This window comes from Streptomyces sp. NPDC052773, assembly GCF_044547145.1.
In the GTDB taxonomy this organism is placed as follows: domain Bacteria; phylum Actinomycetota; class Actinomycetes; order Streptomycetales; family Streptomycetaceae; genus Streptomyces.
In genome coordinates this window covers 312,480-323,327 of the sequence record NZ_JBITZX010000008.1, presented here as the reverse complement: position 1 = coordinate 323,327, position 10,848 = coordinate 312,480, and the positions used below count along the sequence as shown (strand labels likewise).

Genomic DNA, 10,848 nt, shown 5'->3' with positions numbered 1-10,848 from the left:
CGGACCGTGACCGCCACGGCGGCATCCGCGACCGCGACCGTGACCGCCACGGCGGCATCCGCGACCGCGACCGTGACCGCCACGGCGGCATCCGCGACCGCGACCGTGACCGCCACGGCGGCATCCGCGACCGCGACCGTGACCGCCACGGCGGCATCCGCGACTACGACCGCGCCCCGCGCCGGACCTGGGTCAGCGCCGCGCCCGCCAGCACGATCACCGCGCCCACCGGGGTCGACCACGTCAGCGACTCGCCGAGCAGCAGCACACCGGCGGCCGTGGCGATGACGGGGATGAAGTAGGTGACCATCTGCGCGGTGGTCGGGCCGACTTCGGCGACCAGTCCGTACTGGAGCAGGACCGCGAACCCGGTGCCGAGGGCGCCCAGCGCGGCGACGGCCAGCAGCGGGACGACCGGGAGACTGGTCGGCAGCGTGGTGAACAGCGGGGTGACGACCGCCAGTTGCAGCGTGGCGAGCAGCAACTGGGCGCCGGTCAGCGACAGATGCGAGTGGGAGGAACCGGCGAGCGTCCGGCGGACGTAGATCCAGCCGACCGGATAGCTGAGCGAGGCCAGCAGGGCCATCGCCGTGCCGCCCGCGTCCAGGCCGGCGAAGCCCTGCCAGGCGCCGAGCACGGTCAGGACGCCGAGGAAGCCGAGACCGAGCCCCGCCACTCGCACCCGGGTCGGACGGTCCTCGGAGAGCGCGACCAGCGACAGGGCCATGCCCCACAGCGGCGACGTGGCGTTGCAGATGCCCGCGAGCGTGGAGGGGATGGTCAGCTCGGCGTAGGCGAAGAGCGAGAACGGCAGCGCGTTCAGCAGGAAGGCGGCGACCGTCAGATGCGCCCAGGTGCGGGCGCCCCGCGGCAGCCGCTCGCGCCGCATCGCCATCACCGCCGCCAGCACCGCCGTACCGAACACCAGCCGCCCGAGGGTGACCTGGAACGGTGCGTAGCCCTCGGTGCCCACCTTGATCAGCAGGAAGCTGAAGCCCCAGATCAGCGACAGCACGGCGAAGCGGACTCGCCAGTCGAGGGTGCGGCGGGGGCGGGGGAGGGCGGCGGACGGGGTGCGGGTGGTGGAGGCGGAGGTGGTCACGGTGCCCACCATGCCGGTGTGGATCTCGTAGCACAATCGAGATTTCGCACGCGATATCTCGTAGCGCTGCTTAAAGGTTGGGGCATAGCATCGCGGGATGCTGAACCTGGACCGACTGCGCACCCTCGACGCGCTCGCCCGGCACGGATCGGTGAGCGGTGCCGCCGAGGGGCTGCACATCACGACCTCGGCCGTCTCCCAGCAACTGGCCAAGCTGGAGCGGGAGGTGGGGCAGCGGCTGCTCGCCAAGCACGGCCGCGGCGTCCGGCTCACCGACGCGGGGCGGCTGCTCGCCGAGCACGCGGCACGGATCCTGTCCCAGGTGGCGATCGCCCAGTCCGACCTGGAGGCGCAGCGCGGACAGGTGGCCGGTGAGCTGCGGCTTTCGGCGTTCCCGACCGCCGCGCGCGGACTGTTCCCCACCGCGCTCGCCGCGCTGCGCGCCGAGCACCCGGCACTGCGGCTGCGCTCCTGCGAACTGGAACCCGAGCGCGGCATCCGGGCGGTGGTCCGCGGCGACCTCGACCTCGCCGTCGTCCTCGACTGGTACAACAAGCCGATGCCGCTGCCCGACGGCCTGGTCAAGGCGTCGATCCTGGACGACCCCGCGGACGTGGCCATGCCGGTCGGCCATCCGCTCGCCGGGCGGGACGAGGTGGACCTGACGGAGTTCGCCGAGGACGAGTGGATCACCTGGGGCGAGGGGGAGTTCTGCCACGAGTGGCTGATGTTCACCCTGCGCTCCAGGGGCATCGAGCCGATCCTCGGCCACCGCGCCGCCGAGACGCACACCCAGCTGGGGCTGGTCGCCGCCGGGCTCGGGGTGTGCGTCGTCCCGCTGCTGGGCCGCCATCCGATGCCGCCCGGGGTCGTCGCCGTGCCCCTGAAGCAGCGGGTGCGGCGCCATGTCTACGTCGTCTGGCGCGCCGACGCCGACCGCCGGCCCTCGATCCGGGCGGCGGTACGGGCGCTGCGGGCGGCGGGGGAACGGATCACCGGCCGTCCGGAGGCGTCGGCAGCGCCGCCGGCTTCCGGAAGTCCCACGACCTGACCGCGTCCGGCGCCAGCCGCAGCCAGGCGTGGCGGCCGTCGTGCGGAAGGGCGTCGAGGCCGAAGTACTTCCGCGCGAACAGCCGCTCCACGTCCTCCAGTCCGGGATGCGGCCCGCCGGTCCGCGGGACCTCGCCCACGAACTCGGCGGTCCCGGACAGCTCTATGCCCGCGTCCCCCTGGCACCCGGGGTCACGCCAGTTTGATCTCCTCGCCCTCCACGGTGATTTCGGCCGGCGGAAGGGGCTTGGTCGCCGGGCCCTTCTTGACGCTGCCGTCGGTGGCCGAGAAGTGGCTGTCGTGGCAGGGGCAGATGATCAGTCCGTCCCGGATGTCCTTCACCGCGCACCCCTGGTGGGTGCACTTCGAGGAGAACGCCTTGAAGTCGCCCGCCTTCGGCTGGGTGACCACCACGCCCGCGTCGGCGAACACCTTGCCGCCGCCCTCGGGGATCTCGGAGGTCGCGCCGAGCACGGTGCCGGACGAGGCCTCGCCGGAGTCGTCGCCGCCCTCCCCGTCGCCCGACCCGCACGCGGCCAGCGCGACGGTGAGACCCGCCGCTCCGGCCGCCGCCATGACGGTACGACGGGCCGGGCCCGACCCGGGGTGAAGCGATTCCGTGGCCATCCTGAGGTTTCCTTCCGCTGATTCGGCTGCCGCCGGTCTGTCTCGTCCGCCGGTCTGTCTCGTCCGTCGGTCTGCTCGTGCTGTCGGTCTGCTCGTGCCGTCGGTCTGCTCGTGCCGTCGTGATGTCACGTGCTGTGGCGATGTCTCGTGACGTCCAGCAGTACGGGCGTCGCGCGGCTCCGGTTCAGCCGCCACGCGGTTCTTCACCCGATAGAGGCGCCACCTGCCCCGGGCCGTACCGAACGCCCCGGTCGGGCGGCGCCCGACACCCCAGTAACCTGGGGCGATGCTCAAGGAAGTCATCGCGACCCGTTACATCACGCCCCTGCGTGAGGGCGGCTCGCTGCCGGGACTCGTCGAGGCCGACGACTTCGGGACGTACGTCATGAAGTTCACCGGAGCCGGGCAGGGACGCAAGACCCTCGTGGCGGAGGTGGTCTGCGGGGAACTCGCCCGCCGCCTCGGCTTCCGCACGCCCCGGCTGGTGACCGTCGACCTCGATCCCGACCTCGGACTCGGCGAGCCCGACCAGCAGGTGCAGGAACTGCTGAAGTCCAGCGGCGGCACCAACCTCGGCATGGACTTCCTCTCCGGCGCGCTCGGCTTCGACCCGCTCGCCTTCACGGTCACGCCCGAGGAGGCGGGGCGGATCGTCTGGTTCGACGCGCTGGTGAACAACGTCGACCGCTCCTGGCGCAACCCCAACCTGCTGATGTGGCGGGGCGAGCTGTGGCTCATCGACCACGGCGCCACGATGATCTGGCACCACAACTGGCCGTCCGCCGAGACCTCCGCGGCCCGCCCGTACGACGCCTCCGACCACGCTCTGCGGACCTTCGCCCCGGACCTGCGCGCCGCCGCCGCGGACCTCGCCCCACGCGTCACCGAGGACCTGCTCGCCGAGGTCACCGCGGAGATCCCGGACGCCTGGCTGGCGGACGAGCCCGGCTTCGACTCGCCGGACGACCTGAGAAGGGCGTACGCCCGGCCGCTGCTCGCGCGCGCCGCCGTCGTCCACGACCGCGTCACCGGAATCGAGGGGACCAAGTGACCGAGCGCCACATCATCCGGCCGGGCCGGCGCAGCGACCGGGACGTCTTCGAGTACGCGCTGCTGCGGGTCGTACCGCGCGTCGAGCGCGGGGAGTTCATCAACGCGGGCGTGCTCGTCTACTGCCGGGCCAAGGCCTACGTCGGCGCCCGCACCCACCTCGACGAGGCGCGGCTGCTGGCCCTCGACCCGCGGGCCGACGTGGCCGGCGTCCGGGCCGCGCTGCGCGCCGTCGAGGGCGTCTGCACCGGTGGCGACGCGGCGGGCCAGGCGGCGGGCGACGACGCGGGTCGCCGCTTCCGCTGGCTGATCGCCCCCCGCTCGACGATCGTCCAGCCCGGCCCGGTACACACCGGCCTCACGACGGACCCGGCGGCCGAGACGGAGAGGTTGCTGGAGCTGTTGGTGCGGTGAGGGGCGGCGGCTGCCGGATGGCGTGGTGCGGTGTGGCGGTTGCCGGGCGGGTGTGGTGAGGCGCGGCGGTTGCCGGGCGGGTGTGGTGGGAGGCGGGCGGCTGCCGGGCGGACGCAGCGCGCGGCGCTGGGTGTGGTGACGTTGCCGTCGCGGGTGGCGGCGCTGGCGAAGGAGGCCGGCTGGCTGCTGGCCCAGTGTGGTGAGGCGCGGCGGCTGCCGGGCCGTGGCGGTCAGGAGCAGACGCTTGCCTGGGCGCGGTGAGCTTCGCGCGGCTGCGACGTGCGATGCGGTGACCGGGCGGCTGGCTTGAGCGCGTGGCGCTGATCGGGCGGCTGGCTTGAGCGCGTTGCGCTGACCGGTCGCCGGCTGGATGGTCAGCGGGGGTGGCGTGCGCTGCCCCCAGTGGTCACCGGAGGCGGCGCACGTCGTCCCAGGTGGTGGCCGTAGGTGGCGCGCGCTGTCCTTGGTGGTTCGCCGAAGTGGCCCGACCATGGCCCTGTGGTGGCCGAGCCCTGCGATGCGATGGCCGGGCGGCCGGGCGGCCGGGCGCCTCTGGCACCGGGCGCTGACCCGGCGACCGGCTGGGGTGCCGCCGCTGCCCTGCGGCTGCCAGAGCCTTGGGCGCCTTGCCCCCGGTCGGCTGACTGCCGCCCCTGCTCGGGAGGCGAGAGCGCCGCTGCCCGGCCGCCCGTGCTCGGGAGGTGGGGTGCGGCGTGACCGGCCTGCCCGTGCTCGGGAGGTGGGGTGCGGCGTGATCGGCCTGCCCGTGCTCGGGAGGTGGGGTGCGGCGTGATCGGCCTGCCCGTGCTCGGGAGGTGGGGTGCGGTGTGATCGGCCTGCCCGTGCTCGGGAGGTGGGCTGCGGCGTGGTCGGCCGCCCCTGCTCGGAAGGCGAGAGCGCGGCGTGGTCGGCGACCCCCGGGTCCGTCAGCTCCTGCGGCGCTTCACCACGAACGCGGTCGTGAGCGCGGCGCCCGCGACGAAGGCCGCGCCGATGGCGAGGTCCCACGCGCCCGGACCGGTGTCCGACGCGCCGCCCAGCCCGCCCCGCACGCCCCGCGTCGGCGCGGCGGTGGCGGTGGCCGTCGTGGTCACGGGGGCCGGGGCGGCGGTGGTGACCGTGGCGACGGGGTCCGGGGTCCGTCTGGGCGCGAAGGTGGAGGAGGTGAGGCCGCCGCCACGACGCGGCAGCACCTCGCAGGCGATGCCGTCGTTGGCGCCCTGGTCCTCGTCGAGGCCGTGGGGGTCGCTGGGATCGGCGTTGTAGACGTCCTGCGCGTCCTCCTGATAGGCGAAGTGACGGCAGTCGAGGTCGTCCTGGGCATGGGCGGGGCCTGCCAGCGGTACGGTCGCGACGATCGCGAGGACTATGCCGGCGGCGCCGGTGTGACGGCGCATGGAGCGCCTCCTTTCCGGGCACGAATGGCTCGGCCTTCGACGCTAGGGGGCCCTGGTCCGGCGGGCGCGCGGCGATAGGCCGAACGGATGTCCCGGGCCGTGCCGCCGGGTAATGGATCACACGAGCTCGTGGGGCGTTGACACCGCGTGCCAGGGCTTCTAGCGTCACGTCTGCTGAAGGTACTAAGCGGTCGCTCATCGGATGGGCGTACCGCAGGAGCCGCATCCCTAGGGCGAGGAGAAGCAGCAATGTCCACCACTGAGCAGCGGGTCGCGGTCGTCACCGGCGCCGCGCGCGGCATCGGCGCCGCCACCGCCGTACGACTGGCCGCCGAGGGCCGCGCGGTCGCCGTGATCGACCTCGACGAGGCCGCCTGCAAGGACACCGTGGAGAAGATCACCGCGGCGGGCGGCAAGGCGATCGCGGTCGGCTGTGACGTCTCGGACGAGGCGCAGGTCGAGGCGGCCATCGCGCGGATCGTCGAGGAGCTGGGCGCACCGACGATCCTCGTCAACAACGCGGGTGTGCTCCGCGACAACCTGCTGTTCAAGATGAGCGTCTCCGACTGGGACACCGTCATGAACGTGCACCTCAAGGGCTCGTTCCTGATGTCGCGTGCCGTGCAGAAGCACATGGTCGACGCCGGTTTCGGACGGATCGTCAACCTGTCCTCGTCCTCCGCGCTCGGCAACCGCGGCCAGGCCAACTACTCCGCCGCCAAGGCCGGTCTGCAGGGCTTCACCAAGACCCTCGCCAAGGAGCTGGGCAAGTTCGGCATCACCGCCAACGCCGTCGCCCCCGGCTTCATCGCCACCGACATGACCGCCGCCACCGCCGAGCGGGTCGGCATGGGCTTCGAGGACTTCAAGGCCGCCGCCGCCTCGATGATCCCCGTGCAGCGCGTCGGTGAGCCGGAGGACATCGCCAACGCCGTCGCCTTCTTCACCGGCGAGGCGGCCGGCTTCGTCTCCGGCCAGGTGCTGTACGTCGCCGGCGGACCGCTCGACTAGGGAACACATCACCATGACTGAACTCTCGGGCAAGGTCGCGCTCGTCACGGGCGCCAGCCGCGGCATCGGATACGGCGTCGCCGAGGCGCTGGTCGCCCGCGGCGACCGGGTCTGCATCACCGGACGCAACGAGGACGCCCTGAAGGAGGCCGTCGAGAAGCTCGGCGCCGACCGGGTGATCGGCGTGGCCGGCAAGGCCCACGACGAGGCCCACCAGGCGCTCGCCGTCGAGCGCACCATGGAGGCCTTCGGCCGGGTCGACTACCTGGTCAACAACGCCGGCACCAACCCGGTGTTCGGCCCCATCGCCGACCTCGACCTCAACGTCGCCCGCAAGGTCTTCGAGACCAACGTGGTCTCGGCGCTCGGCTTCGCCCAGCGCACCTGGCACGCCTGGCAGAAGGACAACGGCGGCGCGATCGTCAACATCGCCTCCGTCGCGGGCCTCGCGCCCTCGCCCTTCATCGGCGCCTACGGCGTCAGCAAGGCCGCGATGATCAACCTGACCGCGCAGCTGGCGCACGAGTTCGCGCCCGGCGTGCGGGTCAACGCGATCGCCCCGGCAGTGATCAAGACCAAGTTCGCCCAGGCCCTGTACGAGGGCCGCGAGGAGGAGGCGGCAGCGGCCTACCCGCTGAAGCGGCTCGGCGTGCCGTCCGACATCGGCGGCGCCGCCGCGTTCCTCACCTCCGAGCAGGCGGACTGGATCACCGGCCAGACCCTGGTCGTGGACGGCGGCATCTTCCTGAACGCGGGTGTCGCCTGACCTTCCCGGTCGCCCACGGGCGCCGCTTCCGCGTCGATATGGTTTCGTGCCCCGCATGTGACGGGATCGATGTTGACGGAAACGGCGCCCGTGTCGACGTATCGGCACGGTCCGGGGGCCTGACAACGTCGTCATGGCAAAGGTGATCAACTACCTTTCGCGCAGACGGTCCACGCGGCGTGTTGCTGCGGTAGTGTCTGCCGACATTTGGTATGGCAGATCGAGGAGCGTGCGCGTGTTCAACCGGAACCGATGCCTGCGGCAAGTGGCGGCGATCGCTTCCATATCCCTGGTGACCGGCTGCGGCCTGTTCTCCGACAGCGGGGAGGCCGACGAAGGCCCGATCGTCGTCGGGACCACCAGCGCGCCCACCACCCTGGATCCCGCCGCGTCCTGGGACGGCTCCTGGGAGCTGTTCCGGAACGTCTACCAGACGCTGCTCAGCTACCCCAACGGCTCGACGACGCCCCAGCCCGATGCCGCGGAGACCTGCGAGTTCACCGACACCGCGAACCGGGTCTACCGGTGCGAGCTGCGCGAGGGGCTGAAGTTCTCCGACGGCAGCCCCCTCGACGCCAAGGCCGTCAAGCACTCGATCGACCGCATCCTGAACATCAAGGCGCCCGGCGGGCCCGCGGGGCTGCTCGGCAGCCTGAACCGGGTCCAGGCGCGCGGTGAGCGCGAGGTCGTCTTCCACCTGAAGACCTCCGACGCCACCTTCCCGTTCGTGCTCGCCACCCCGGCGATGTCGATCGTCGCGCCCGGGAGCTACCCGGCCGACGCGCTGCGCGAGGGCGAGGAGATCATCGGCTCCGGTCCGTACAAGCTCCAGTCGTACCAGGAGGACGACCACGCCGAGCTGGTCCGCAACGACCACTACGAGGGGTACGCCGAGCGCCGCAACGACGCGGTGACCATCCGGTACTTCCAGGACTCGAGCGCCATGGTGAAGGCCCTCAAGGCCCAGGAGATCGACCTCACCTACCGCGGTCTCGCCGCCGACGACATCGTCGACCTGCAGAGCAAGGACCCCGACGAGCCGCTCCAGCTGGTCGAGGGCGCCGGCATCGACATCAGCTACCTGGTGTTCAACCCCAGCGACCGGTGGGCCGGCAAGCCCGCCGTGCGCAAGGCCGTCGCCCAGATCGTGGACCGGCCGGCCATCGCCCACAAGATCTACAAGAACACCGTGGAGCCGCTGTACTCCATGGTCCCCAACGGCATCACCGGCCACTCCACCGGCTACTTCGACGACTACGGCGACCCCGACGCCGACAAGGCCCGCGCGATCCTGACCGAGGCGGGCATCACCGAGCCGGTCCCGCTCACGTTCTGGTACACCACCGACCGCTACGGCTCCGAGACCGCCGTGCTCTTCCAGGAGCTGAAGCGGCAGCTGGAGGCGTCCGGCCTGTTCGAGATCACCCTGAAGAGCCGGCCCTGGAAGACGTACGTCGAGGGCTACCAGAAGGGCGAGTACCCGGTGTTCGGGCGCGGCTGGTTCCCCGACTTCCCCGACGCCGACAACTACATCGCGCCCTTCGTCGGCAAGGAGAACGCCCTCGGTACGCCTTACGTCGAGCCGAAGATCACCGGCGACCTGCTGCCCCGATCCCGCCGGGAGAGCGACCGCGCGCAGGTGGAGCGGGAGTTCGAGGAGGCCCAGCAGATCCTCGTCGACGACGCGCGGCTGCTGCCGCTGTGGCAGGGCAAGCAGTACATCGCGGCCAGCGAGGAGATCTCCGGCGGGGAGCGGGCGCTCGACCCGTCGACGATCATGCTGATGTGGGAGCTGGACCGGAAGACCAGCTGGTGACGACTCCCGCGCGGGGCGTTGTCAGTGGCCGCCTGTAGGTTCTGAGACCTACAGATCCGCAAGCGACCGCAGACCGTAAGGAAGTTGACGTGACCGACATCGCCATGCTGCCCGAGTCCTGGCGCGGGGTCCTGGGCGACGAACTCCAGAAGCCCTATTTCAAGGAGCTGACGGAGTTCGTCGAGGAGGAGCGGGCGAAGGGTCCCGTCTACCCGCCGCGGGAGGAGGTCTTCGCCGCGCTCGACGCCACGCCGTTCGAGCAGGTGAAGGTGCTGATCCTCGGCCAGGACCCGTATCACGGCGAGGGTCAGGGCCACGGCCTGTGCTTCTCCGTCCGCCCCGGCGTGAAGACTCCGCCGTCGCTGCGGAACATCTACAAGGAGATGCAGGAGGAGCTGGGCCTGCCCATCCCGGACAACGGCTACCTCATGCCGTGGGCCCGGCAGGGCGTCCTGCTGCTGAACGCGGTCCTCACCGTCCGCGCGGGCGAGGCCAACTCGCACAAGGGCAAGGGCTGGGAGAAGTTCACCGACGCGGTGATCCGCGCGGTGGCCGAGCGGCCCGACCCGGCGGTCTTCGTCCTGTGGGGGAACTACGCGCAGAAGAAGCTGCCCCTGATCGACGAGACCCGGCACGTGGTCGTCAAGGGCGCCCACCCCTCCCCGCTGTCCGCGAAGAAGTTCTTCGGTTCACGCCCCTTCACCCAGATCAACGAGGCCGTCGCCCGGCAGGGCCACGAGCCGATCGACTGGCGCATCCCGAACCTGGGCTGACAAGGGTCCACGCGAGGGCCGGTTCCGGTGCGAGGCCGCGGTATCCGCGGTCGCGGCCGGGGCCGGCCCTTCGCGCTCCGCTCATGCTTGTCACCGCGCTCGTGCCTGTCGCCGCCCTCGCCGCCCTCGCCGCCCTCATGGCCCTCGTCGCGTTCGTCGCGCTCGTCGCGCGATGACCGTGCGTGACGTTCCGGCCGTACCGGAGCCGCCTGGTCCGGATTGTCGGTGGGTGCCGTTAGCGTCGGGAGGGACGTGATCGACGGCGAGCGGGCGGAGGGGTGTGGCGATGGAGCGGCAGGAGCAGGCGGTGCCGGACGCGGTGATGGGGCGGATCGGGCAGGTCGTGATGTTGCATCACGCGGGGGACCGGGAAGAGGCGCGGCTGAGGTTCCTCCAGCTCTGGGCGGAGATCGGGGAGGACGGCGACCCGCTGCACCGCTGCACGCTGGCGCACTACCTGGCCGACACACAGGACGATCCCTCCGACGAGCTGGCCTGGGACCTGCGGGCCCTGACGGCCGCGGAGGAGCTGAGCGACGACCGCCTCGCCACCCACCACGGCACTCTCGCCGTGCGGGCCCTCTACCCCTCCCTCCACCTCAACCTGGCGGCCGACTACATCAAGCTCGGCCACCGGGACGCCGCCCGCACCCACCTCCGCCGCGCCCGGGGCGCGGCCGACGCCCTCGCCGACGACAGCTACGGCGACGGGGTGCGCGCGGCGATCGGCCGCCTGGAGCTGAGACTGGCCGGCGCCGGCCCGGAGAGCGAGCCCCCGGGCGGCGGCCCGTGGGGGCCGCCGCACCAGCACCGGCCCTGACTCCGGGCGGTACCCGAACCTG

Annotated in this window: 12 protein-coding genes and 1 pseudogene; 9 read left to right on the top strand and 4 right to left on the bottom strand. The window is 72.1% G+C overall.

What is annotated here, in order from left to right:
* Positions 1–163: 163 nt before the first annotated feature.
* Positions 164–1,114, bottom strand: a complete 951-nt coding sequence (locus tag ACIG0D_RS20490; RefSeq protein ID WP_399802668.1) for a DMT family transporter — start codon at positions 1,112–1,114, stop codon at positions 164–166.
* A gap of 85 nt (positions 1,115–1,199) precedes the next feature.
* On the opposite strand from ACIG0D_RS20490, the gene ACIG0D_RS20485 reads away from it, so the two are divergent.
* On the top strand, positions 1,200–2,153 hold the full coding sequence (locus tag ACIG0D_RS20485; protein ID WP_399802664.1) for a LysR family transcriptional regulator: 954 nt from the start codon (positions 1,200–1,202) through the stop codon (positions 2,151–2,153).
* On the opposite strand, the pseudogene ACIG0D_RS20480 reads toward ACIG0D_RS20485, so the two are convergent.
* Together ACIG0D_RS20480 and ACIG0D_RS20475 are read right to left on the bottom strand one after the other, a co-directional pair.
* Positions 2,095–2,322: pseudogene (locus tag ACIG0D_RS20480) on the bottom strand (pyridoxamine 5'-phosphate oxidase family protein); the annotation flags it as partial. The gene ACIG0D_RS20485 and the pseudogene ACIG0D_RS20480 sit on opposite strands and share 59 nt — an antisense overlap.
* A 22-nt stretch (positions 2,323–2,344) precedes the next feature.
* Positions 2,345–2,779: a Rieske (2Fe-2S) protein gene (locus tag ACIG0D_RS20475; RefSeq protein WP_399802662.1), complete on the bottom strand. Its 435-nt coding sequence runs from the start codon at positions 2,777–2,779 to the stop codon at positions 2,345–2,347.
* Positions 2,780–3,065: 286 nt separating this feature from the next.
* Here ACIG0D_RS20475 and ACIG0D_RS20470 point away from each other — a divergent pair, with 286 nt between their 5' ends.
* The 3 genes from ACIG0D_RS20470 (at position 3,066) to ACIG0D_RS20460 (ending at position 4,504) form a co-directional block, all read left to right on the top strand.
* Positions 3,066–3,830 carry a HipA family kinase gene (locus ACIG0D_RS20470; RefSeq protein WP_399802659.1) on the top strand — a complete coding sequence of 255 codons (765 nt, stop codon included), beginning with the start codon at positions 3,066–3,068 and terminating at the stop codon, positions 3,828–3,830.
* Complete coding sequence (locus ACIG0D_RS20465; RefSeq protein WP_365762003.1) at positions 3,827–4,243, top strand: DUF3037 domain-containing protein; 417 nt, start codon at positions 3,827–3,829, stop codon at positions 4,241–4,243. Before ACIG0D_RS20470 ends, ACIG0D_RS20465 begins: the two co-directional genes overlap by 4 nt.
* Positions 4,244–4,378: 135 nt before the next feature.
* Entirely contained in the window at positions 4,379–4,504 is a 126-nt protein-coding gene (locus ACIG0D_RS20460; protein ID WP_399802656.1) for a hypothetical protein, read from the top strand.
* A 665-nt stretch (positions 4,505–5,169) separates the two neighbouring features.
* Here the strand turns inward: ACIG0D_RS20460 and ACIG0D_RS20455 are convergent.
* On the bottom strand, positions 5,170–5,640 hold the full coding sequence (locus ACIG0D_RS20455) for an excalibur calcium-binding protein (protein WP_399802654.1): 471 nt from the start codon (positions 5,638–5,640) through the stop codon (positions 5,170–5,172).
* Between the two features lie 249 nt (positions 5,641–5,889).
* On the opposite strand from ACIG0D_RS20455, the gene fabG reads away from it, so the two are divergent.
* From fabG to ACIG0D_RS20430, 5 genes are all read left to right on the top strand, one after another.
* On the top strand, positions 5,890–6,651 hold the full coding sequence (gene fabG / locus ACIG0D_RS20450) for a 3-oxoacyl-ACP reductase FabG (protein ID WP_399802651.1): 762 nt from the start codon (positions 5,890–5,892) through the stop codon (positions 6,649–6,651).
* Between the two features lie 13 nt (positions 6,652–6,664).
* Positions 6,665–7,417, top strand: a complete 753-nt coding sequence (locus tag ACIG0D_RS20445; protein ID WP_399802649.1) for an SDR family oxidoreductase — start codon at positions 6,665–6,667, stop codon at positions 7,415–7,417.
* 235 nt (positions 7,418–7,652) lie between these two features.
* Positions 7,653–9,233 (top strand): ABC transporter substrate-binding protein, encoded by a 1,581-nt coding sequence (locus tag ACIG0D_RS20440; RefSeq protein ID WP_399802647.1) that lies wholly within the window; start codon positions 7,653–7,655, stop codon positions 9,231–9,233.
* A gap of 89 nt (positions 9,234–9,322) precedes the next feature.
* The gene (ung, locus tag ACIG0D_RS20435) at positions 9,323–10,006 is read left to right on the top strand and encodes a uracil-DNA glycosylase (protein ID WP_365761993.1); all 684 of its coding nucleotides are present in this window, start codon (positions 9,323–9,325) and stop codon (positions 10,004–10,006) included.
* Between the two features lie 286 nt (positions 10,007–10,292).
* Positions 10,293–10,826: a hypothetical protein gene (locus ACIG0D_RS20430; protein ID WP_399802643.1), complete on the top strand. Its 534-nt coding sequence runs from the start codon at positions 10,293–10,295 to the stop codon at positions 10,824–10,826.
* The last annotated feature ends 22 nt before the right edge of the window (positions 10,827–10,848 follow it).

Coding starts and splice junctions, on each gene's coding strand:
- ACIG0D_RS20490 (WP_399802668.1), bottom strand. CDS start 1,114: ATGGTGGGCACCGTGACCACCTCCGCCTCCACCACCCGCACCCCGTCC.
- ACIG0D_RS20485 (WP_399802664.1), top strand. CDS start 1,200: ATGCTGAACCTGGACCGACTGCGCACCCTCGACGCGCTCGCCCGGCAC.
- ACIG0D_RS20475 (WP_399802662.1), bottom strand. CDS start 2,779: ATGGCCACGGAATCGCTTCACCCCGGGTCGGGCCCGGCCCGTCGTACC.
- ACIG0D_RS20470 (WP_399802659.1), top strand. CDS start 3,066: ATGCTCAAGGAAGTCATCGCGACCCGTTACATCACGCCCCTGCGTGAG.
- ACIG0D_RS20455 (WP_399802654.1), bottom strand. CDS start 5,640: ATGCGCCGTCACACCGGCGCCGCCGGCATAGTCCTCGCGATCGTCGCG.
- fabG (WP_399802651.1), top strand. CDS start 5,890: ATGTCCACCACTGAGCAGCGGGTCGCGGTCGTCACCGGCGCCGCGCGC.
- ACIG0D_RS20445 (WP_399802649.1), top strand. CDS start 6,665: ATGACTGAACTCTCGGGCAAGGTCGCGCTCGTCACGGGCGCCAGCCGC.
- ACIG0D_RS20430 (WP_399802643.1), top strand. CDS start 10,293: ATGGAGCGGCAGGAGCAGGCGGTGCCGGACGCGGTGATGGGGCGGATC.